This is a genomic window from Streptomyces kryoterrae (assembly GCF_054072135.1).
The window spans coordinates 664,180-686,342 of record NZ_CM133358.1 but is presented as its reverse complement, the minus strand read 5'-3'; the positions used below and the strand labels follow the sequence as shown (position 1 = coordinate 686,342).

The 22,163-nt window shown below is 71.1% G+C and carries 20 protein-coding genes; 9 read left to right on the top strand and 11 right to left on the bottom strand.

What is annotated here, in order from left to right; translation table 11 throughout:
* Nucleotides 1–24 precede the first annotated feature (24 nt).
* Both ACW4TU_RS02595 and ACW4TU_RS02590 read right to left on the bottom strand, forming a co-directional pair.
* The gene (locus tag ACW4TU_RS02595) at nucleotides 25–405 is read right to left on the bottom strand and encodes a Zn-ribbon domain-containing OB-fold protein (RefSeq protein WP_457424188.1); all 381 of its coding nucleotides are present in this window, start codon (nucleotides 403–405) and stop codon (nucleotides 25–27) included.
* A 142-nt stretch (nucleotides 406–547) separates the two neighbouring features.
* On the bottom strand, nucleotides 548–1,237 hold the full coding sequence (locus tag ACW4TU_RS02590; protein ID WP_457430667.1) for a TetR family transcriptional regulator: 690 nt from the start codon (nucleotides 1,235–1,237) through the stop codon (nucleotides 548–550).
* Nucleotides 1,238–1,664: 427 nt separating this feature from the next.
* Between ACW4TU_RS02590 and ACW4TU_RS02585 the strand changes: the two genes are divergently transcribed.
* Nucleotides 1,665–2,348 (top strand): peptidoglycan-binding domain-containing protein, encoded by a 684-nt coding sequence (locus ACW4TU_RS02585; RefSeq protein ID WP_457424186.1) that lies wholly within the window; start codon nucleotides 1,665–1,667, stop codon nucleotides 2,346–2,348.
* Between the two features lie 57 nt (nucleotides 2,349–2,405).
* Here ACW4TU_RS02585 and ACW4TU_RS02580 read toward each other — a convergent pair whose 3' ends face one another.
* From ACW4TU_RS02580 to ACW4TU_RS02560, 5 genes are all read right to left on the bottom strand, one after another.
* A complete protein-coding gene (locus ACW4TU_RS02580; protein ID WP_457424184.1) occupies nucleotides 2,406–2,795 on the bottom strand; it encodes a hypothetical protein in 390 nt (129 codons plus the stop codon).
* A 305-nt stretch (nucleotides 2,796–3,100) separates the two neighbouring features.
* Nucleotides 3,101–4,024 (bottom strand): MurR/RpiR family transcriptional regulator, encoded by a 924-nt coding sequence (locus tag ACW4TU_RS02575; protein ID WP_457424182.1) that lies wholly within the window; start codon nucleotides 4,022–4,024, stop codon nucleotides 3,101–3,103.
* 47 nt (nucleotides 4,025–4,071) lie between these two features.
* Nucleotides 4,072–5,838 (bottom strand): ArnT family glycosyltransferase, encoded by a 1,767-nt coding sequence (locus ACW4TU_RS02570; protein ID WP_457424180.1) that lies wholly within the window; start codon nucleotides 5,836–5,838, stop codon nucleotides 4,072–4,074.
* A gap of 95 nt (nucleotides 5,839–5,933) precedes the next feature.
* On the bottom strand, nucleotides 5,934–7,907 hold the full coding sequence (locus ACW4TU_RS02565) for a phosphatase PAP2 family protein (RefSeq protein ID WP_457424178.1): 1,974 nt from the start codon (nucleotides 7,905–7,907) through the stop codon (nucleotides 5,934–5,936).
* A gap of 181 nt (nucleotides 7,908–8,088) precedes the next feature.
* Complete coding sequence (locus ACW4TU_RS02560) at nucleotides 8,089–8,997, bottom strand: N-acetylglucosamine kinase (RefSeq protein ID WP_457424176.1); 909 nt, start codon at nucleotides 8,995–8,997, stop codon at nucleotides 8,089–8,091.
* A gap of 329 nt (nucleotides 8,998–9,326) precedes the next feature.
* Between ACW4TU_RS02560 and ACW4TU_RS02555 the strand changes: the two genes are divergently transcribed.
* From ACW4TU_RS02555 to ACW4TU_RS02530, 6 genes are all read left to right on the top strand, one after another.
* Nucleotides 9,327–10,457, top strand: a complete 1,131-nt coding sequence (locus tag ACW4TU_RS02555) for an ROK family transcriptional regulator (RefSeq protein ID WP_457424174.1) — start codon at nucleotides 9,327–9,329, stop codon at nucleotides 10,455–10,457.
* A 276-nt stretch (nucleotides 10,458–10,733) separates the two neighbouring features.
* The gene (locus ACW4TU_RS02550; protein ID WP_457424172.1) at nucleotides 10,734–12,056 is read left to right on the top strand and encodes an extracellular solute-binding protein; all 1,323 of its coding nucleotides are present in this window, start codon (nucleotides 10,734–10,736) and stop codon (nucleotides 12,054–12,056) included.
* Between the two features lie 121 nt (nucleotides 12,057–12,177).
* A complete protein-coding gene (locus ACW4TU_RS02545) occupies nucleotides 12,178–13,098 on the top strand; it encodes a carbohydrate ABC transporter permease (protein WP_457424170.1) in 921 nt (306 codons plus the stop codon).
* A complete protein-coding gene (locus tag ACW4TU_RS02540) occupies nucleotides 13,095–13,997 on the top strand; it encodes a carbohydrate ABC transporter permease (RefSeq protein WP_457424168.1) in 903 nt (300 codons plus the stop codon). The genes ACW4TU_RS02545 and ACW4TU_RS02540 overlap by 4 nt, the downstream gene beginning before the upstream one ends.
* A gap of 2 nt (nucleotides 13,998–13,999) precedes the next feature.
* Nucleotides 14,000–15,718, top strand: a complete 1,719-nt coding sequence (locus tag ACW4TU_RS02535) for a hypothetical protein (protein ID WP_457424166.1) — start codon at nucleotides 14,000–14,002, stop codon at nucleotides 15,716–15,718.
* A 70-nt stretch (nucleotides 15,719–15,788) separates the two neighbouring features.
* Nucleotides 15,789–17,657 carry a hypothetical protein gene (locus ACW4TU_RS02530; protein WP_457430665.1) on the top strand — a complete coding sequence of 623 codons (1,869 nt, stop codon included), beginning with the start codon at nucleotides 15,789–15,791 and terminating at the stop codon, nucleotides 17,655–17,657.
* Between the two features lie 66 nt (nucleotides 17,658–17,723).
* Here the strand turns inward: ACW4TU_RS02530 and ACW4TU_RS02525 are convergent, their stop codons facing one another.
* The 3 genes from ACW4TU_RS02525 to ACW4TU_RS02515 form a co-directional block, all read right to left on the bottom strand.
* Nucleotides 17,724–18,413 (bottom strand): nucleoside/nucleotide kinase family protein, encoded by a 690-nt coding sequence (locus ACW4TU_RS02525; RefSeq protein ID WP_457424164.1) that lies wholly within the window; start codon nucleotides 18,411–18,413, stop codon nucleotides 17,724–17,726.
* 13 nt (nucleotides 18,414–18,426) lie between these two features.
* Nucleotides 18,427–19,545, bottom strand: coding sequence for a serine hydrolase domain-containing protein (locus ACW4TU_RS02520; protein WP_457424162.1), 1,119 nt, complete (start codon nucleotides 19,543–19,545; stop codon nucleotides 18,427–18,429).
* Nucleotides 19,546–19,608: 63 nt separating this feature from the next.
* On the bottom strand, nucleotides 19,609–20,016 hold the full coding sequence (locus ACW4TU_RS02515) for a TOBE domain-containing protein (RefSeq protein ID WP_164417193.1): 408 nt from the start codon (nucleotides 20,014–20,016) through the stop codon (nucleotides 19,609–19,611).
* A gap of 115 nt (nucleotides 20,017–20,131) precedes the next feature.
* Between ACW4TU_RS02515 and ACW4TU_RS02510 the strand changes: the two genes are divergently transcribed.
* The gene (locus ACW4TU_RS02510; protein WP_457424160.1) at nucleotides 20,132–21,178 is read left to right on the top strand and encodes a permease; all 1,047 of its coding nucleotides are present in this window, start codon (nucleotides 20,132–20,134) and stop codon (nucleotides 21,176–21,178) included.
* Nucleotides 21,175–21,957, top strand: coding sequence for a TIGR03943 family putative permease subunit (locus ACW4TU_RS02505; protein WP_457424158.1), 783 nt, complete (start codon nucleotides 21,175–21,177; stop codon nucleotides 21,955–21,957). The genes ACW4TU_RS02510 and ACW4TU_RS02505 overlap by 4 nt, the downstream gene beginning before the upstream one ends.
* 21 nt (nucleotides 21,958–21,978) lie before the next feature.
* On the opposite strand, the gene rpmF is transcribed toward ACW4TU_RS02505, so the two are convergent.
* Nucleotides 21,979–22,143, bottom strand: coding sequence for a 50S ribosomal protein L32 (gene rpmF / locus ACW4TU_RS02500; protein WP_164311920.1), 165 nt, complete (start codon nucleotides 22,141–22,143; stop codon nucleotides 21,979–21,981).
* Between the last annotated feature and the right edge of the window lie 20 nt (nucleotides 22,144–22,163).

Below are 22,163 nucleotides of genomic sequence, written 5' to 3'. Positions count from 1 at the left end.
AGTGCGCGATGAGGTGATGAAGTGTCAGATCCAGGCCCGGTACGGCTCGTCGAGCAGCTGGAACACCGGCTCGCCGCGCACCGGGTCCTTCGCCGTGGACAGCCGGACCCGGTCCCCGCTGTGGATGCCGGCGGCCGGGCCCATCACCCGGCCTCGCACGACGAAGCCCTCGGCCATCTCGACCAGCGACACATTCCGCGCGGCCGGCGTGTTCCGGTTGACCACCGTGGCGTGCCGGACCGTGCCCGTGCCCTCGCTGCGCTCCGTGCGCAGGTCGCTGCCCGCGCAGACCGGGCAGAGCAGCCGGTGGTACATGGCGCTGGCGCACCAGCCGCAGCGCTGGAAGACGAGGGTGTTCGCGTCGGCCGGGGCGTCGAGCAGGCCCGTGGCGGAACCGATGGTCATCGGACGAGTGGCGCCTAGTGAGTGGTACACGGTGTCATCTCCCTGCGCTCGGCCTGAAATCCGACGTGCGCGGTTCGCCGTGCCACCGTGCACGACCTCAGGGTATGGCACTCAGTGTCACGCGTAAAGGCACTGCGTACCCTCAATTCTCGGGCGGGGTGGTGAGCGCGGACTCGATCTTCTGGACGACCCGCCACATCGGCGCCCCGCGTCGCGAGACGACGACCACCACGTCCTCGGACTCGGGTGCGGGCTCGTGCCGGCCGGGAGCCGAGGGCGGAGTGCCGAACGCGGCCTTCACGTAGTCAAGGGCGTGGTCGACGGCCGTGGTCGCGTCGCCGTGTCCGTCCGAGCGCAGCCAGGAGCGAAGCGCGTTGTTGTGGGCCGCGACGACGGACGCCGCGATCACGTCGGCCTGGAGCGTCCCGTCGGGCCGGCCGGCGAAACGCCCGCGCAGATAGGCGGCCAGGGCTCGCTCGTACCGCCAGACCACCGACAGTTCGGAGGCCCGCAGCCCGGGGACCTTCTTGGTGAGGCGGTAGCGCTGGACGGAGAAGGCCGGGTTCTCAGCGTACATGAGCAGGACCATACGGGCGGCGTCGCACACCCGTCCGACCGGTTCCGTGTCCTCCGCGCTGTCGGCCAGGTATGCCGTCATGTCGGCGAGGCACCGCTCGTGGTCGGGGAAGACCACGTCCTCCTTGGAGGGGAAGTAGCGGAAGAACGACCGGCGCCCGACCCCGGCCAGCGCCACGATGTCGTCCACGGTGGTCTGCTCGTAGCCCCGCTCCAGGAACAGCTGGAAGGCCGCCGCGACCAGGGCGTCCCGCATGGGCGGTTTGGTCATGGTCGGGAAACTAGCATCAGACCGGGGCCGATGGCACTCAGTGCGCTGCGTGGGGGGAACTGAGTGCACTCCGGGTATCCCGCTGCGGGCCGGCAGGCCGCCCAGGGCCACGTCACGGGTCGACGAGCCGGGAGACCATCGAACATCTGCTCCGCAAAACCGGCGCCGCCTCCGAGCCGAGGCCACCGCCCTCGAGGTCCGCGACGGCCTGCCGCGCCCGGCCCCGGACCACTTCGTCGTCCGTGTTTCGCCCTGAGCCGGGGCGGAACCGGACGCAGGCTTCCCGCAACCTCTGCCCGCCGTGCTGAACCGGGTGGCATCCGAACGCGTATCACTTCACGGAGCCGACGGCACTGCCGTACGCGGCCCGTGTGAAGTCCGTACGCAGGACAACGCTGGGAAGGGGAGCAGAGTGTCGACATCGCCCGCACCGGGCCGGCCGGAAGGCCGCCGACCCCTGGAGCCGACGCGCGTGGTGCGCCGTCGCCGCACCGAGTCACTGGCGCAGCTCATGCGGGAGCACGAGGAGGCGATGGCCGGAATCCCGGAGGGCTACGAGTCCGTGCCTCTGCCCCGGCCCACGCCCCGCCCGGCTCCCGGTGCCGAGGACGCGACGCAGGAGCTGCCTCCCGTGTCCCGCCGCCGACGTGCCGAACGGACGAAACGCACCGACAGGGGCTTCGGGTTCGGCCCGAACCTGCGCCGGGCCGCTGTCGTGGTCGCCGTCGGTGCGGCGGCCCTGGTCGGCTTCGGGTCGGCCCTGCTGCTCCCGGGCAGCGCCGAGGGCGACGAGGTCCGGCCGGCGCCCTCGGTCACCCCGGCCGCCACCCCCGCCCCGTCGGCGCCCGTCGCGGCCGACCCGGACGGCCGGGGCACCCTGCGTGAGGGAGCCAGCGGCCCCGAGGTGACGGACCTGCAGGAACGTCTGCTGCGCATTCCGGACGTCTACACCCACGGCGCCACGAGCGGCAGTTACGACACCGCCCTCACCGAGGCCGTGGCCCGCTTCCAGCTCTGGTACGGCATCCGTGGCGACGAGTCGGGCGTCTACGGCGACGACACGCGCAAGGACCTGGAGTCCCGTACGGGGTCCTGAACGCCCTGGTGACGGCCGGCCGGCCGTCACCAGACAGCGCCGACCCGGCGGGCGGGCTCAGCGGGCGGCGTGGGTGTCGACCAGAGCCTGGGTGACCGCGCGGATGCTGCGGGCGATGTGCTGGAGCTGGAGCACCTCGGCGGCGTACATCTTGATCGTGTGCTCGATGACCGACTCGCTCAGGCCGAGGCCGGGCAGGTCGGCGCGGGCCGTCTGGAGGGCGGTGCGGGCGACGCGGATCTCGTGCTGGACCTGGATGTGCGCGTGGCGGGCCAGCAGGACGGGGTGACGCATCAGCGTGGGGTAGCCCGCGTAGCGCGTCGGTACCAGCTCGCGCAGCCACTTGACCGCCGAGCGCTCCCAGTCGTAGCTGCCGGGAATCTTGACCTGACAGGGCCAGTCCGGGCTGATCCGTGTGGTCATCGTGGACGTCATGGGCATGGTCATCGCTTCCGGGAGTGCGGCGTCGACAGGGTGGTGCGACGGGATTCAGCGGCCCCGGCCCAGGGGATGGCCGGGGCCGCAACGGGCGTTCGCGCAGGCGGCACCCGTCCGGACACCCGCGGCGCCGACGCGGGTAGGAGACGGCGGCAGCGGGTGCGCAGGCGTGGATCGCGTTCCGGAGTCCCACCGGGACGCGATCCGTGAGCAGTATTTATATATGCCGTCCGGTTTGCAAGAAGTATGAAAAAATTCATGCACAAAACGGGATGAACACCCATACGACCCGTACGAGGACACGGACGGCCGATTTAGTCCCGGAGGAAGAACTGGTGCAGGTCGGCGCTCTGCTCGTACTCCTCCAGGCGCCCCTGGGTCCGCTCCGGATCGGCGTCCGTCATGGCCTGGAGCAGCGCGGCCGACAGCACCGCGGGCCCGGCGTACGAGTCGAACACCAGCCGGGAGCCCGTACCGGTGGCGAAGGCGATGTCGGCCTCGTCGGCCAGCGGGCCGAGGGCCAGATCGGTGATCAGGGCCACCCGCAGCCCGGCCCGCCGGGCGACCCGCACCGCGGTGAGCGTCTCCTGCGCGTGCCGGGGCATCGAGTAGGCCAGCACCCAGGTGCCTCCCGCCTCCCGCGACTGGAGGAGCGCGTCGTAGGCGACACTGCCGCCCCGGGTCACCAGCCGGACGTCGGGATGGATACGGCGGGCGGCGTAGGCGAAGTACTCGGCCAGCGACCCGGAGATCCGCAGGCCGAGCACGGTCAGCGGAGTCGAGCGCGACAGGCTCCGGCCGACCTCGATCACCCGGTCCGGGTCGGCGAAGTCGCGCCGCAGATTCTCCAGGTTCGCGATCTCGGCGTCCACCGCCGCCTGGAGTTCGTTGCTGCGGTTCTCCTCCGCCGTGCCCGGCGCGTTCGCGAGGGTGCTGAGCGCGATGGCCTGGAGCCGCTCGCGCAGCGCGGGGTAGCCGCTGAAGCCGACGGCCGCCGCGAACCGGGTCACCGACGGCTGGCTCACGCCCACCCGGTCCGCCAGGTCCGTGATCGACAGGAACGCGGCCTCGGTGATGTGCTCGATCAGATACTGCGCGATGCGCCGCTGCCCGGGGGAGAGCCGGGGCCCGTCGAACAACTCCCGCAGCCGGGAGGCCGGGGCCGCTTCCACCTCCGGGGCCGTCTTCCCCGAGGTGATCGCGGACGCCTGGGCGCGTGCCTGCTGCGGCGATGGCACCGATGTGCCTCGTTCGTCTCCCACAGCGACTCAACATAGCCCACCGTTCACCTGTGGAAGATCGTGATCGAGTGGCCGACCTCGTCGACCTCGTGGCTGCTGTGGATCAGCCGCGCCAGTCGCCCCCGCGCCTTGGCGACCGACGAGTCCGACACCACGAGCAGCCCGCGTACCTTCCGTTCGGGCCGGAGGCGCGGATCGGACGCGTGGATCCCGTAGTACGACGGCACGCCGCTGCCCTTGTAGACCAGCCAGACCCGCTGCCCCGCGTACCGGTCCCGCAGCCGGTCCGCGAGGCGTCCGAGATCCTGCCCCCAGTCGACGTTGGAGTCGTGCAGCCGCTCGTGTGTCTTCGCGGTACCGCCGAACGCCTCGTTGGCGTACGGCAGATAGAACGGGAACGTCCGCAGCGAACTGACCGCCACGAACGCCAGCAGCCCCGCCGCCACGACCGGCACCCACCGGCGCCGCACCGCCGGCACACCGACCGCCACCACCGCCCCGAACATCGGGACGAAGATGGCGTACCGCACCCCGAAGTCCCGCTGCCCGTGCATGGCCGCGGCCAGCAGCACCGCCGCCGGAAGCAGCAAGTAGGGCGCGGCGGGACGCAGATGACGGATCGTCAAGAACGCGGCCGTGCCCGCCACCCAGAGCGCCAGCATGCCGAGCGGTGTCTTCACCAGGAGCGCGGCCGGCAGGTAGTACCAGAGGGAACCCTCGTAGTGCCGCCCGAAGAGGAAGCCCTCCCAGTGCGCGTTCTCCAGGCCGAACTGGATCCGCAACCCGTCGCGGTAGGCCTCCGGGAAGGGCAGCAGGCCGGTCAGCAGGCCCCGCAGCCCGTGCACGGCCGGAACCTCGCCAACGGACGGCGTCCAGCGCAGCCGAGGGTCCACGACGAGATACGACGCCCATACGACGGCCACCGCGACCAGCGCCACCAGGGCCGCACCCGCGACCGCCCGCGCGAGCGGCTTCAGCCGCGCTCCCGGAGCCGTCGTACGCCGGGAATGCCACACCGACAGGCCGGCCAGCAGGAGCAGCACGGGGACGGCGGCGAGGGTGTTCATCTTGGTGGCCACGGCAGCCCCGAGCGCCGCTCCGGCGAGCGGAAGACACAGCCGGGGCCGCCACCGTGCCCGCCACAGCAGCCACACCGACGTCAGCACGAACCCGGCCGCCGGTACATCGAGCGTCGCCAGTGAGCCGTGCGCGATGACGTCCGGCGAGAACGTGTAGAGGGTGAGCGCTCCCAATCCGCCCACCGCACCGGCGAGTTCACGGCCGAAGGCGAACACCACCAGCCCGAAGAGCAGCGTCAGCGCGATCACCGGCAGCCGCGCCCACAGCATCAGCCGCCAGGGGTCGTTGCCGGACTCGTAGAGCAGATGGCGGCCCACATGGCTCTGGTCACCGTCGTAGCCCCGGTCGAAGTGCGGGCCGGCGGCGGCCACCCCGGCGGCGACGATCAGCTTGCCCAGCGGCGGGTGCTCGGGGTTGAGGCGCAGGCTGTGCTCGTGGAGGTAGACGGCCGCCGTGCCGACGTACACCGGCTCGTCGATGGTGGGTGTCTGCTCCACCGCCGTGGTGACCATCGCCACGGCCATCTGGAGGAGCAGGACGGCCACGGCGAGCAGGACCAGCGGACGGCGGTGGCGTCCGGGACGGGCGAGCAGCCGCGCGCGTCCGGTCGGGGTCCCCGGCGTGGCGGGAGTGGCACCGGGGAGCACCTCCTCCGGAGCCTCGGAGCCGGGCGGGCTCCCCGCGTCGGGGGGAGTCCTGAGGTCGGGAACCGTGTGCCGATCGTGCGTCATCGTCCGCCCCGCGGTGACGCCGACCGCGCGGCGGGAGTGATCCGGAGCCGGGCCATGGCCCTACTCTCGCATCAGCTCCCGCCTCGCGGCGCGCGTTACCGCTTCAGGAGTCGTACCGACAGCCCCTTGGCCGTGTAGACGGGTACGGCGCGGATCTTGTCGGAGTTCACCACGACACGGGTGAAGTGGCCATGGATCGCCGAAGCGGCTATGACGGGGACAACGCTGCCCACGGCCGGCGGGTTCTTGGCGTCGAGGGTCAGCGACAGGAGGTTGCCCTTCCCGAGCTGCACCTGCCGGGCCACCGTCACGACCTCCTTGTGACGGTCCTTGCGCAGCGTGACCGCCAGCGTTCCCGCGTCCTGGACGTACGAGCCGTGCAGCTGAACGGGCTCGGTCACCAGCAGCGTCCCGGCCTGCACGCGGACGTCGCCGCGGCCCAGCGCGTGGGACGAGGCCGAGACCAGCGTGCCGGCCTTGAGGACCGTCCCGCCCGTGTAGGTGTTCTGGCCGGTCAGGGTGAGCTTGCCGGTGCCGGTCTTCGTCAGCCTGCCCCGGCCGTCGATGTCGTTGCGCCAGGCGTCGGCCGCACCGAAGCCGTGGGCCGCCGCGTCGAGCGTGACGGTCACGTCGGACTCGAAGGAGCCGTAGCCGTCGGCCGCTGCGAACAGGTTGAGCCGTCCCCACTGCTCGAAGCCGTCGAGCAGGACGTACCCGGAGGGCAGCGCGGTCGAGCGCAGCACCGCCCGGCGCTGGTCGGCCGTCAGGTACGGAAGCCGCGTCTCCAGCAGTACCTCGGCGCCCTTCGGCACGGTCAGCGGCGTCGAGCGGCCCTGCCGGTTCAGGACGTACGTCAGCTTGGGCGTCACCAGGGCGCGGTTCGCGGCGCGGTCGGCGTACTTGTCGTGGGCGTCGGAGTGCGCGTAGGCGAACAGTGTGTCCGCCGTCGTGCCCGTCCTGGCCTGGAAGTACTCGGCGGCCTGCTTGCGCGCGGCGGCCTTGAGCGCGGTGTTCTCCGGCTTGTACAGCACGGCGGCGGCCAGCGCGGTGGCCATGATCCGGCCGCCGATGACGTCGACCGTGGAGTGCATGCCGGACATGATCCGGGTGTGGCTCAGCTCGAAGGCACGGGTCACGATCTCCTGGAAGCGCTCCGGGACCGCGTACGCGTACGCCAGGGCCGCCAGGTGGAAGGCGTTGGTGTGACCGCTGGGGAAACCGCCGTCCTCGGCCGGGACGTCGCTGCGCTGCCGCAGCAGCTGCGTCACGACGACGACATCGGAGTCGTAGACCGGGTAACCGAGTCCGTCGACCTGTCCGGTGTCGACGACCTGGCTGTCCTCGTTCATCCGCCACGGACGCGGGTACTGGAAGCTGAACTTGGCGGGGTTGCTGGAGGTGAAGTCCCCACGCACGGTGTCGACGAGCTTGGCCACCTGGCCGAGGTCCGAGTCGTACGAGCCGGCGCCCAACGCGGAGCCCGCGGGCGCGTCGGCCGGGACGGCGTCGTTGATCTTGGCCGCCGGGATGCTGTGCGGGGCCGTGGTGATCGAGGTGACCGCCTTGGCGCCCGAACGGTACAACTCGGCCAGCGGGCCCAGCCCGTTGATGATGGCGTAGCTCTGGTGCTGGCGGTCGTAGACGAACGCCTCCCTCGCCTGCGCCTCCGTGCGCAGCCCCGTGAGCTGGATGCTGTACCGCATGTTGGCGCGCAGGACCGCGGGCTGCAGCGGCGTGCCCGTGTTCCAGGCGTCGCCGGTCTTCCACACCTGGGCGAAGCCGCCGAGGGCGCGGATGACCGCGTTGGTCTCGGGTGTCGAGTTGGCGACGATGTTCGTGCTGTAGTCGTCGACGAACGCGAGAGGCGCGGTGGCGGTCGTCGTGTCGGCGGCTGCCGCGAGAGACGTGGTCGCGGCCTTCGCGTCGGCCGCTGCCAGCCAGCTGACGGCGGTCGGTGCGGCGAGCAGAGCCGCCGACGCGCCGAGGGAGGTACGGAGGAACCCGCGTCTGTCCGCGAGTTCACGGCCACGGGCCGACGAGGTGGCGTGGGGCCCGGCTGCTGACGGCATGCGATGCCTCTCTTGAGTTCTTCGGCCCTGCGGCCGGGAGGGTGGTGGTGCCGACGACCGGCTCTCGGGCAGCACAGGAGACGTGCCGACCGTGCGCGGTCTGCGGTGAGGGTGAGTCGTACGGGTGAAGATCTACGGTCGGGCCATGTCCGGCCGGGGGGTACTCGGTGTCAGGGACGTGTCATACGAGTGAACGGGCCAGCGCCACGGAGCCCACCACCGGCGGCACCCGCAACGGCCGTAGCCGGGCACCCGGGAGGAGTATGGCAAGTGACGCCAGCAGCGCGTCGTGCAGGGCGGGTTGGGCGAGCACCGTACCGCCCGAGACCACCACGTCGTCGACGGGGACCCCGCGCCTGGCGAGGCGCACCACGAGTGACGCGAGGGCACGGCCCCCCTCGGCGATCACCTCTCCGGCGATCAGGGAGCCCCTCGCGGCGGCCTCGAACACCACGGGAGCGTGCCGTCCCCATTCGGCGGAGACGTCCGTGGCGCTCTCCAGCGCCGCGCCCAGCGCGGGCACCTCACTCACCCCGAAGGCGGAAACGAGCCCCTCGGCGAGCGGGTCGGGCGCCTCGCCCCGGTCATGGGCGGCCCAGACGGCCCGCGCGGCCTCGCGCACGAGACCCGCCGCCCCTCCTTCGTCACCGAGTGCCGCGCCCCAGCCGCCGACCTGGACGAGAGTGCCGTCGGGGCGTCGTCCGACGGCCACCGAGCCGGTGCCGGCGACCAGCCCGACACCCTTGTCCAGTCCCGCCGCCGGGACCAGCAGTTCGGCGTCGCCGACGACCAGACACGGCACACCGAGACGTTGCCGAAGGACGGAGCGGATCTCCTCGCACTGCCGGGGCGTCTCGCAGGCGTGGGCGCCCACAGCGACGGCGGACGGGCGCACGCCCGCGGGCAGGGCGCCGGCGACCAGTGCGGCCAGCCAGTCGGCGGCGGCCACGGGGTCGTGCGGCCGCCAGCCGCTGCTCGGGCGGACGTGCTCGGCGACCGGATCGTCTCCGGCGCAGGCGCGCAGGTGCGTCTTGGTACCGCCCACGTCGATACCCACGACGAGCGGGCGTGGGAAGGGGGAGTCCTGCACGGAAACCTCTTTCGTCGTTGCGCTGTGGCGCGACGGTGGGCGAACCGTGCCTGGAGCAGGGAAAACCTGACGTACGGAAGGGCTAGGGAAGCCCCGGGACGGGCCTCTGGGCGGACACGGCAGGCGAGTACCGTGACATTCGTTAGGAAGTTAACTAACGAAGTACAGTGCGTGTCAAGAGGTATCGCGCACCCGACCGCAGTGGTGGCCCGACCGGGCCGGAACGCGGCGGGAAACCGCGATACCAGGGCATCCCATCGCCGCATCCCACGACATCGAGCTACCGGGGGAGCGCGGCCCTCGACCTTGGGGAGACTGTGGAACACGACGTGGCGAAGGCCCCCCGCCTGACCGAGAGCGGGAGCGCGGTGTTCGCCGTGCTGGCCGGGGCGGGCACGGCCACCCGGCCGCAGCTCGCGAGTCTGGCGGGCCTGTCGAAGCCGACCGTGTCCTCCGCCGTGGCGGAGCTGGAGAGCGCCGGGCTCGCCGCCCACTCGGGCATCGCCTCCGGGGGTACGGGCCGTTCCGCCGCCGTATACGGACTCGGTCCCGCGGCCGGCTCCGTACTCGCCGTCGACCTCGGCCCGGCCCTGACCCGGGTGCGCGGCTGCGCCCTGGACGGCACCCTGCTCGCCGAGGCCACCGGTTCCCGCGAGGAGGCCGCCGACGTGGTGCGCGAAGCGCTGTCCGCGCTTCCCGCCGACGCTCCGCTGCGCACCATCGTCGTGGCCGTCGGTGACGTCACCGCGCGCGCCGAGGAGGGCACCGTACGTCCGGCGACCGCCAAGGCGGGACCCGTCTTCGACGCGGTGGCCGTGGCGCTGCCGCCCGAGGTGCCCGTCCACCTCGAGAACAACGTCAACTGCGCCGCGCTCGCCGAGCTGCACGAAGGCGCGGCGCGCGGTTGGCACACCTTCGGCTATCTGCGGATCGGTGTCGGTATCGGTCTCGGCATCGTCGTGGGGGGCCACGTGCTGGCCGGGGCGAACGGGGCGGCCGGAGAGCTCGCCCGGCTGCCCTACCCCTGGGACGACGGCCAGGAGCCCCGCCACGAGGCCCTGGAGGAGTACATCGGCGCCCGCTCCCTGCTGCGCCGGGCCGCCGACGCCTGGCCGGAATCCGATGGTTTGTGCCCCCGCAACATCGAACAACTGTTCGCTCTGGCTGGACAGGGGGACGCCACGGCCCGCGCCATCGTCGACCGGCACGCGGTGGACGTGGGTCGGCTGGCCGCCGCGGTGACCGCCGTACTGGACCCCGGGCTGCTCGTCCTGGGCGGCAGCACCGGCGCGTTTCCGCAGCTCCTTCCTGGTGTGCGGGCCGAACTGGAGCGGCTGAGCTGGCCCACCGAAGTGGTCAGCAGTCAGGTCGGTGATCTCGGCACCGTGGTGGGCGCGGCGCGGCTCGCGGTCGCCAGAGGAGTCCAAACCGTGACCGAGGCGGCGCGGAAGAAGGATTGACGGTTTCGGACTCGGTCTGCCAATGTCCGGACAAGCGCTTTCTAAGTCGGCCGGGACGCCGGCTTGGGGCGAGCCTCCCGCCCGTACTCGACGTACGGCAACCGCACGAGGGCGTGCCCGTGCGGTGACGGCCAGAACGGCTGGGGATCCCGCCCCGCGTGGACGACGCGGCCGGGCGAGGCCGCTCCCCCGGAAAGCAAATTTTCCTGCAAACTGCACCCGTGCCGCCTCGGTCGGCGCCGTGCTACGTCCCCTACCGAAAAAAAGGGATCGAAGATGACCACTGTGGGTGTGCGGCGCTCCAGCCGACTCGGCCGCGGCGGTATGCGCCGCCTGGTTCCCCTCGCTGCCGTTGCCACGGCAGGTGCCCTGCTGCTCTCCGCCTGCGGTGGGGGGTCCGACTCGGGCGGCACGTCCAAGTCGCTGACGTTCTGGATCTCCACGGTTCCGGGGCAGGACGCGGGCTGGAAGAAGGTGGTGGCGCAGTACAAGAAGGAAACCGGCGTCAATCTCAAGCTCGTCAACATCCCCTACGACGGCTACGCGACGAAGCTGCACAACGCCGCGCAGGCGAACTCACTGCCCGACGTGGCGGCCGTCCCGGCGCTGGACCCGATCTGGTCGAACAAACTGATCGACCTCGCTTCCATCGCCAACAAGAAGAGCAACAACATCAACGCCAACTTCCTGGCGAAGGACTCCTCCGGGAAGGTGCTGGCCATCCCCTCGGACGTCACCGCGTCCGGCCTGTACATCAACAAGAGCCTGTTCGAGAAGGCCGGCGTCGCCTTCCCGACCTCGCCCCAGAAGACCTGGACCTGGACCGACTTCATCGCCGCGGCGAACAAGGTCCGCGAGAAGACCAAGGCCAAGTACTCCCTCACGTTCGACCAGTCGCCGTCGCGGCTGCGCGCCATGGTGTACGAGATGGGCGGGCAGTACGTCCACGCGGACGACTCCGGCAAGTTCTCGGTGGACGAGGCGACCAAGAAGGCCGTGAACACCTTCGTCGGGTGGAACGACGACAAGACCATGCCGAAGTCGGTGTGGACCAGCGGCGCCGACCCGTCCGCCATGTTCCAGAGCGGTGACGTCGTCGCCTACTGGTCCGGCGTGTGGCAGGTTCCCGCCTTCGCGGAGAGCATCAAGAAGTTCGAGTGGGCGAGCGTCCCGACCCCGGCCCAGCCGGTGCAGGCCAGCGACGTGAACGCCGGTGGCAACATCGTCGGCTTCAACAACAACGCCGACGCGGCCACCGCCGCGCAGAAGTTCCTGTCCTGGCTGTACGAGCCGGCCCACTACCAGACGCTGTGCGAGGCGTCCGGTTTCCTGCCGGTCGAGAGCGGTCTGAGCCCGAAGTACCCCTTCGAGTCCGAGGCGGCGCAGGCGGCGTACAAGCTCTACAACGAGGCGATCCCGCTCTACGCCCCCATCTCCGGCTACTTCAACGGCGCGCAGACGAACTGGGTGCTGAAGGGCAAGAGCCTCACCGAGGACCCGACCAAGACGGAGCTCGGCAAGGCGATCAACGGCCAGCAGTCGGCCGACAAGGCCCTGGAGAACATCGTCGCCGGCTACAACCAGCAGGTCGGCGGCTGATCGTAGGCCGACGGGCCGGGCGGCGGGGTCTCGATCCCGCCGCCCGCCCCGGCCGCCCAGCCAGGCCGGGCTCATGGCGTGAGCCCACAGGAATCCATTCCACCAGCACGGAGTCAGGAAGATGACAAAACGCGCCTCGGACGTGACCGCGAGCCCACCGAGCTCGTCCAGGAGACGCAATAAGTACACTCTTGCGCCGCTCGTCCTCATCGCGGCCAATGTGGTGCTCTTCGCGCTGTTCTTCGTCTGGCCGGCGGTAATCGGGCTCGTCTACTCGTTCACGAACTACACAGGAGTCGGGGCGTTCCAGTTCATCGGGCTGGACAACTACCACAACCTGCTCGGGGACTCCACCTTCTACGACGCCCTGAGCCGGACGCTGCTGTACGCCGTGCTCTTCGTGCCGCTGAACTTCGCGGTCTCGCTGCTCGCCGCCAACCTGCTGGTGAGCAAGAACGCCAAGGGCGGGTCGGTCGCCCGGGTCATCTTCTTCATCCCGTGGCTGCTGTCGCCCATCGTCGTGGGTGTCCTGTGGCGGTGGATGTTCGGTGAGAACTTCGGACTGGTCAACTACGTCATCGAGAAGTTCGGCGGCAGCGCCGTTCCGTGGCAGTCGAACGCGGACCTGTCGCTGATAGTGGTCGTGATGGCGGCCTCCTGGGCCTGGACGGGCTTCTCGATGCTGCTGTTCATCGCGGCGATCAAGAACGTACCGGTGTCCTACTACGAGGCGGCCTCGCTCGACGGCGCCGGCCCCTGGCGCCAGTTCTTCAGCATCACGCTGCCGAGCATCGCGCCCACCTCGTTCATCGTCATCCTGCTCAACACGATCAACGCCATGAAGGAATACCCGGTGTTCGTCGCCCTCAACAACGGCGGACCCGGCACGTCGAACAACCTGCTCGTCCAGTACATCTACGAGACCGGCTTCAAACGCGGCCAGATCGGCTATGCGAGCGCCGCGTCATTCGTGCTCATGATCATCCTGATGGCCGTCGCGATCATCCAGCTGATCGTCAACCGGCGGGTGGAGAACCGATGACAACCACAGACATGCCACGCCCGCTCGACGCCGATGCCAAGCGGCCCGCCGCCAAGAAGCGGTCCCGCGGGGCAGCCGGCGGCGGGCTCCGGCGGGCGGTGGCCCCGACGACACTGCTGTGGATCATGGCGTGCCTGTACGGGTTTCCGGTGCTGTGGTTCGTCCTCAGCTCCTTCAAGCCGTCCAGCGACCTGTTCTCCTATCCGCTGACACTGGTGCCGCACAACCCCACCCTGTCGGGTTTCAAGGCGGCGTGGGACAGCGCCAACTTCTCCCAGTACTTCATCAACACGGCCATCGTGTGTGTGATCACGACGATCCTCACGGTGGGAGTCAGCTGCTGCACCGGGTACGCGCTGGCCAAGTACGACAACAAATGGCTCAAGGCGTTCTTCATCTGCATCCTGGCCACCACGATGCTGCCCGGCGAGGTCATGCTCGCCCCGGAGTTCCTGGTGGTCCGCAACCTCGGCCTCTACAACTCGTTCGCCGGCATCATCCTCCCGGCCGTGCTCACCGCGACCGGCTGCTTCATGTTCCGCCAGTTCTTCCTGACGGTTCCCGACGAACTCGTGGAAGCCGCACGCATCGACGGCGCGCGCGAGCTGTCGATCTTCCTGCGGATCATGGTGCCGATCTCCCGGCCCATCATGCTGACCCTCGCCATCCTGTCCTTCCAGTGGCGGTGGAACGACTACATCTGGCCGCTCCTGATGCTCAACGACCCCAACAAGTTCACCGTGCAGATCGGCATCCAGAGCATCGTCGGCGCGCAGAACATCAACTGGTCGGTGCTGCTCGGTGCCTCGGTCATCTCCATGATCCCGCTGATCCTCGTCTTCCTGGTCTTCCAGCGCTACGTCATGGGCGCCGACATCAACGCCGGACTGAAGGACTGACCTTGCCCACCCCGCTCGACCACGAGTTCGTCCGGTCGGCGGCGCTCGCCGCCGACCGGCTGGCCACTCCGCTTGCGGCCCGCCCCGACGAGGAACCCGCCGGTGTGACCCACCGTGATCTGGCACGCCGGGTGAAGACTCTGGTCGCTGCGTACCGTTCCCCGGACTCGGCACTGCACGGCAACGGGCAGGCCGTCGCCGCCGCGACGACCCACCTCCGCGCCCTGAGGGCCGCGCAGACCACCACCGGTCTCTTCGCCGGCGGCGACAACGTGCAGTCCCCGCCGGACTCCGCCTTCACCGTCAACGACGTGTGCGACGCGCATGTCCTCGCCGCCGGCGCGGGGCCGGAACTGCGCGACGTCACGGCCGCGCTCGCCGAGATCGCCGGCGCCGCCTCCGGCAGTCTCCTGACGGGTGGGGTGCACACCCCGAACCACCGCTGGGAGCTGTGCGCGGCGCTGGCCCGGCTGCACCGGTCGTTCCCCGACGACCGGCTGCTCGACCGCGTCGAGGAGTGGCTCGCCGAGGGCGTCGACATCGACACGGAGGGCCTGTACTCGGAACGCAGTGCCGTCTACGCGTCCCTCGTGACCAACCCGTCGCTGCTGTTGCTGGCCGAGGTGCTCGGGCGTACCGACCTGCTGGACGCCGTCGAACGCAACCTCGCCACGACCCTGGACCTGATCAGACCGGACGGCATGGTGGAGACCGTCCACTCGCGCCGCCAGGACCAGAGGCTTTCGTTCCCGCTGTGGCCCTACCTGCCGCACTACCGGCTGCTCGCGATCCGCACCGGCCGGGGGGACTTCGCCCGCGCGGCCCGCCTGGCGGCCGCCGACGGCATCGACGACCCCGACATGCTCGCCCAGACCCTCCTCACCCCGGACCTGTGCCGCACCCTGCCGGCCCCGGACGCGGAGAAGCTTCCGCGCGACCGGTACCTCCCCACCGCACGCCTCGCCGCACACGCCTCGGCCACCGCGCACACGGTGGTGTACGGCGGCTCCGACGTGCCCGAGCACCGGCGCATCCGTTCGGGCCTCGCCTGCAACCCCACCTTCCTGCGCCTGTTCGCCGGCGACGCCGTCCTCGACGCGGTCCGTCTCTCGCGGGGGTTCTTCGACCTGGGCCCGTTCCGTGCCGCCGACATGGAACAGCTTGCCGACAGCCGGTACCGGCTCACCCAAACCCTCACAACCGCCTACTACCAGCCGCTCCCGAAGGACCGGAGGCGCGACGACGGCGCCTACCGTCTGGTGGACGAGGGCCGCTTCTCCGCGGCGATGGCTTTCCCCGACCGCCCTCAGGACGAGGTCTCCCACACGACCCGAGTCGAGGTCGACCTGCGGGAGGACGGTGCCGACCTGCGGATCGACATCAGCGGCCCACCGGTGCCATGGGCCCTCGAACTGACCTTCCGGCCGGGCGGCGAGCCGCAGGGCGCCGTACCGCTCGGCGACGGAAGCTGGTGCCTGACGACCGAGCCGTTGACCTACCGCGTCGGCGACGACGAGATCCGGGTCGAGGCCGCCGTCGAGACGGGCGAACCGCTCGCCGGACCGGACCGGAGCGACGTACTGCGCTACGACCCGGGGCAGGACTACACCGTGGTCGGCGGCACCGACGCGACGACCGGGAACCGCGTCTACCTCGGTGGACTCGGCCCGCACACACTGACCGTCGCGCTGCGCGCCCGCCGGCCCGCCCCCGTCGCGTGACTCCGACGAACCACGCCATGGCCACCCCAGGCATGAAGGGCTGATCCCCGTGCACCTCACGTCCCCTCCCGTGCACCTCCCGCACCAGCGCGGCCCCTTGCACGACCTGCCCGACACCCCCGAGGCGTACGACGCGGTCCTCGCCGACGTCGTCGAGCAGTCCCTCGCGCGCATCACGCCCGAGGGCAACCTCGAACACCCCGACTGCGTCGACGACATCGGCGACACCTCGCTCGGCATCACCTCGCTCCTCGCGCTCGCCTGGCAGCGCGGCAAGGACCCGCGCCTGCCCGAGGCAGTGGCCCGCAGCCTCGCCTTCCACCTGCGCGAGCGCGTCTACGTCGAGGACAACCCCGGCTACCCGAACCTCAGGGTGCGCAACTCCGGTCTGCCGTACGCCCGTTACGTGCTGGAGTCCGGCGCCCACCCCATCGGCGACTGGCCGAGCACGGTGTGGGCGCTGCTCCAGGCGGTGAACATCCTGGACGCGGCCGAGGGGCTCGTCGCCGACGAACAGCGCGCGGAACTGGTCGAGTTGGCGCACGGCTACTGGCGCCGGCTGACCGAGGCGACCTTCTTCAACCCGCAGGAGGCCGGCAACCAGGCCATCGGCTGCGTTGTCGGCGGCCTGATGCTGGCCCCCCATCTTCCCTCGGAAGAGGGCGAGTCGGTGCGCTCGCGCGCGATCTCGCTGTACGTCGAGAAGATCCGCGCCCACCGGGTGAGCGACCGGGGCGCGGCCCTGCCGCCCGAGCACGGCGGCGCCTACGACAACAACTACGGCCCGATCTCCCTCTCCTTCCTCGCCCAGGCGCATCGGGTCAGCGGCGAGGAGATCTTCGCCGAGGACGGCGAGGCGCTGGCCCGCTACATCGACGCCCGCCTGACGAACGGCGGCTACGACAACGGCGGCCCCCGCTACAGCGAACAGCACTCCGCCTTCGAATCGGTCCTCGGCCTGCGCTACTTCGGCCACCGCGTCGGCGCCGACCTCGGCCGCTACCGGGGCGACAGCCGCTGGGCCCGCCACGCGGTCAAGCAGGACGGTGGCATCGACGGCCACTTCGCGTGGATGCTCATCTGGCAGATCCAGGACACCACGCCCTGGCACCGCACCCCCTCGACCGAACCGCTGCGCCACCAACTCCGCGCCGGCACGGTCTCGGTGGCCTTCGACGACAGGATGACCCCGTCACTGGTCGAGGCGGCGGGCACGTACTACCTCCCGGCGGCGGTGGGCCGCCAGCACGGCTTCGGCCCGGTGACGGACGGGTTCCTGCTCTGCCGCCCGATGGGCGAGGTCCGGGTACGCGATCTGCGCACCGCCGACCTCGCGGCCAAGCTGGTCACCAAGCCCGTCGTCGGCCGCGACCACGTCCTGCGCCACACCCGGTCCCTGTACGTCACGGACGGCACGACCCTGTGGGTCACGGTCGCCGTCGAACACCTCGACGGCACCCCGTACCTGCTCGCCGGTCTCCCGTACGCCACGGACGACGGCGACCGGGTCCGCCGGACGGCGGAGGCCTCCGGCGTGACCTCCGCGGGCCCCCTGCGCCTGACACACCCACAGGCGGAGGGCGTGGACCACTTCGACGCCCGCACGGAGTCGACCCAGGAGCAGGCGGCCTTCGCCCTCGCCGCCGACCCGCGCGGCTACGGCAACCCCGACGAGGGCTGGCGCCACCTGGTCACCTCCACGGCACTGGAGGCCGACCCGGCCCCCGGCGCACCGGAGGGGCTGAGCGTCTTCGCCGTCCGGTACGGCGGTGACGGCGACGCCGGGTTCGCGCCCGCCTTCGAGGCCACGCCCGAAGGCCTGCGGGTGCGCACCGAGGCGTTCACGGCCCTGATCGGCGAGGCGGCGGGCGACGCCCACGGCGAACCGGAGCTGACACTCGTCGGCCGAGGAAGCAGGGAAGGCCGACAAGAAGGCTGAGCAGGACCGCACAGGAAGTGCTACGAGGCCGAGCAGCCCACCCGTGCGCTGCTCGGCCTCGTCGTGTCACCCGGCAGCCGGGTACCGCAGCGATCCCGGCACCACCAGATCCGCCCGGTCCCGGCTCGCGGCGACCAGGTCGGCGTTGCGCTGGTCCGTGCCCCGCACCCACGCGACGGCCGTGTCGTGGTCCTTGCCGAACTCCTCGTGCCGGGCGACGAGCCGACGGACGCGCTCGCCCTCGGCCAGCTCGCAGAACCACACCTCGTCGAGCTGGGACCGCACCCGCGCCCACGAACCCTCCGTCAGGAGAAGGTAGTTGCCCTCGGTGACGACAAGCCGCGCCGACGGAAACACCGGGATCGCGCCCGCGACCGGCTGCTCCAGCACCCGTTCGAACCCCGGCGCGTAGACAATCTCCCCCTCGCTCGCCCCCTTGTCGTCCTCACGCAGCCGTCGCAGCAGCGCCGCGTACCCCGCCGCGTCGAACGTCTCCGGCGCGCCCTTGCGGTCTCGCAGGCCCAGCCGTGCCAGCTCGACGTCCGCGAGATGGAACCCGTCCATCGGCACATGGGCGACCCAGGGCGCGCCGTCGCCGTTCAGCGCCCGGACGAGCCGCTCGGCGAGCGTCGTCTTGCCGGCGCCGGGACTCCCGGCGACACCGAGGACGGCACGCCGGTCGTCCCGGACCAGCTCGCGGGCCCGGCCGAGGAGTTCGTCGAAAGTGGGTGCGGGGGAGGAGAGGGGGCGTTCCACGCGGCCGAGTCTCTCACCCGGACAGCCCTTCGTAGGCCGCCGCCAGCATCAGGAAGGCCCGGTCGTCGCCGAGTCCGTCCGCGTCGAGCATGCGGTTCATGACGTACGCGACCGTCAGGCGCGCGTCCATGTCGACCAGGACCATCGAACCGCCCCAGCCGCCCCAGAAACACGTGCGGGGATTGGGGAGTTGGCCGTTGTGCAGGGCGTACCCCAGGCCCCAGCGGATGGGCACGCCCAGGATCGAGTCCGTCCCGGCGAACTGTTCCTCCAGGGCGCGTTCACAGCCTGTCTCCGACAGGAGCCGTACGCCTCGTGCGGTGCCGCCGCAGGACAGGACCGACTGGACGGCGGCGACCGAACGGGCGTTGCCGTAGCCGCCCACGGCCGGGAGTTCGGCGCGCCGCCAGGCCTCGGTGTTGGCGGTGGCGGACGGGACGTGCGGGTTGCCGGGGCGGTCGCGCGCCAGGGCGGCGTTCGGATCGAGCACCCGCTCGGGCGGCGCGATGACGGGCGCGACGCGGTGGTCGTGCTCGGCGGGCAGTCCGATGTGGAAGTCGGCGCCCAGCGGTCCGGCGATCTCCTCGGCGAAGAAGGCACCGAGAGTCCGGCCGGTGACCCGGCGGACCACCTCGCCGACAAGGTGGCCGAAGGTGATGCCGTGGTAACCGGCCTCGGCGCCGGGTTTCCAGGCCGGGGCCTGGGCGGCGAGCCGGGCGGTGGCGGTCGGCCAGTCGTAGAGGTCCTCGACCGTCATCGGCACGTCCCAGACGGGCAGGCCCGCCGTGTGGCCCAGCAGATGCCGTACCAGGACGTCGTCCTTGCCGTTCGCGGCGAACTCGGGCCAGTAGCGGGCGACCGGCGCGTCCAGGTCGAGTTCGCCGCGCTCGGCGAGGACCAGGGCGCACAGCGCCGTCATCGTCTTCGTCGTGGACCACGTGCTGGTGAGCGTGTCACGCTCCCACGGCACGGTACGCGCCTCGTCGAGGTGGCCGCCCCACAGGTCGGCCACCGGTTCACCGTCGAGGAACACCGCCACGGACGCACCCACGTCCTTGTCGTCGAGCGACGCCGCCAACGCCGCGCGTACGGGGGTGAACCGGTCGGTGCACGAGCCGAATGTCTCCACCATGCCGCGACCGTAGCCAGGCCCACGGCGACACAGCCACCGATTATTTCCGGCCCCGCGCCCGGCTCAGGTCCGGTCGATGTGCACGCTCGTCGACTTCACCCGGGCCGTCGCCTCCACACCGACCTCGAGGCCCAGCTCCTCCACGGCCTCCCGGGTCAGCAGCGACACCAGCCGGTGCGGACCCGCCTGGATCTCGACCTGAGCGGCGACATCGCCGAGCTTCACCGCCGTGACGATGCCGGCGAAGGCGTTACGGGCGGAGGTGTACGACGGCTCCTCCTCGCCGGAGCCGGTGCCCGCGCCGGAGTTGGCCAGCTCGATCGAGAAGGCGGCCAGATCCCGTCCGTCGATCAGCCGCCGCCCGCCCTCGTCGCGGTGGGTCTTCACCCGGCCCGCATCCGCCCACCGCCTCGCGGTGTCGGGGCTCACGCCCAGCAGACGGGCGGCCTGACCAATGGTGTAGGACTGCATACGCGCCAACCTAGCTCGTTCCCCGATCTCGCAAAATGAGCAACCGCGCTCCTCCCGGCGTACTGAAGTGGTAGGGAACGCACGAAATACAGCCACGCCCGGAGGTACCTCACCCGTGAGCATCACCAAAACGGCCCCGCCCGGGGCCGGCCACCGCGAAACGGAGGCCCCGCCGGACGAGGCGGAGGGCAGCGCGACGGGCGAGCGGCAGGGCTGGCAGTTCAGCTCGCCGCTCGTCCTGACCATGCTGATGATCCTGGTGGTCGCCCTGCAGGGGCCGATCCGCCGGGCGGTGTCCGCGCCGGTGATGCAGAGCTGGATGACGGTGTTCGTCGCCGTCGTCGTACAGGCCCTGCCCTTCCTCGTCCTCGGGGTGCTGCTGTCGGCCATGCTCGCCGTGTTCGTACCGCCGTCGTTCTTCGTGCGCGCCCTGCCCAGCCGGCCCGCGCTCGCGGTGCCGGTCGCGGGGATGGCCGGGGCGATCCTGCCCGGCTGCGAGTGCGCGTCCGTGCCGGTGGCCGGCTCACTGGTGCGGCGGGGCGTCGCCCCGGCGGCGGCGCTGGCGTTCCTGCTCTCCGCCCCGGCGATCAACCCGATCGTGCTGACCGCGACGGCCATCGCGTTCCCCGGCCGGCCGGAGATGGTCGTCGCCCGGTTCGTCGCGAGCCTGCTCGTGGCGTGCGCGATGGGCTGGCTCTGGCAGCGGCTCGGCCGCACCGACTGGCTGCGCCCGCCGGCCCACCCGTCGGACGAGGGCCTCGGCAAGGGCGCCGCGTTCTGGAGCTCTGTACGGCACGACGTGATGCACGCGGGCGGCTTTCTGGTCGTCGGCGCGATGGCCGCCGCCACCCTGAAGTCCATGGTGCCGGCGAGCTGGCTGAGCCTCGCGGCGGACAACCCGGTGGTGTCGGTCCTCGCGCTCGCCGTCCTCGCGGTGCTGCTGTCGATCTGCTCGGAGGCGGACGCGTTCGTCGCCGCGTCCCTGACCCAGTTCTCGCTCACGGCCAGGCTGGCGTTCCTCGTGGTCGGCCCGATGATCGACCTGAAACTCTTCGCCATGCAGACGGCCACCTTCGGCCGCGGGTTCGCCCTCCGCTTCGCGCCGGCCACCTTCGTCATGGGAGTGGCGTCGGCGGTCCTCGTCGGGGCGGTGCTGCTGTGAACCGGCAGGCACAGGCCGTCGTCCTGTTCCTGGTCGGCGGAGCGATGGTGCACGCCGGCACCACCGACCTCTACCTGCGCTACGTCAAGGCAGGCCTCCAGCCGATGGTCGTCGGCGCCGGCGCGGTGCTGATGGTGGCCGCGCTGGCGACGGTCTGGTACGAGCGGAAAGGCTCAAAAACCGGCCCCGACAACGAAGTTCACGTACACGACAAGGAAGTTCGCGGACACGACAGGGAGGTGCACGTACCCGACGAGGGAGTTCACGTCCACCGTGAACCGCGCGTGTCGTGGCTCCTGGTGCTGCCCCTGTTCGCGCTGATCCTGGTGGCCCCGCCCGCCCTGGGCTCCTACAGCGCCCTGCGCACGGGTACGGCCCTCCAGGCGCCGCTGGCCTACCCGCCCATGCCCTCCGGTGACCCCGTACGCCTCAGCCTGGTCGACTACGCGGGCCGTGCGGCCTACGACCACGGACGCTCGCTGGGCAACCGGCGGATCGTGATCACCGGGTTCGTCGCACTCGACGGCAAGGGCACCCCGTACCTCGTGCGGATGGCCCTCAACTGCTGCGCGGCGGACGCCCAGCCGGTGAAGATCGGGCTGACCGGCCGGATCCCCCCGGTGCTGCAACCGGACACCTGGCTCGAACTCACCGGCACCTACACCGACCGGCAGACCAAGGACCCGGTGAACAAGGGACGCATCCCGTTCCTCGACATCGCCGAGGCCAGGCCGGTCCCGACCCCGCGCGATCCGTACGACGAGAGCTGGAACAACTGAGGCCCGGGTCGGGGAGTCCGGTCAGGGCTGGATCAGACCGCGCTCGTACGCCTTGACCAGCCGCTGCGGAACCATGTGCTCGACCCCGTCGACAGTGACCGGCACCAGCTGGGCCGTGGTCGCCTTCCACTGGGCACGGCGGTGGCGGGTGTTGCTGCGGGACATCTTCCGCTTGGGAACGGCCATGGGGATCCTCCTCGGTCGGC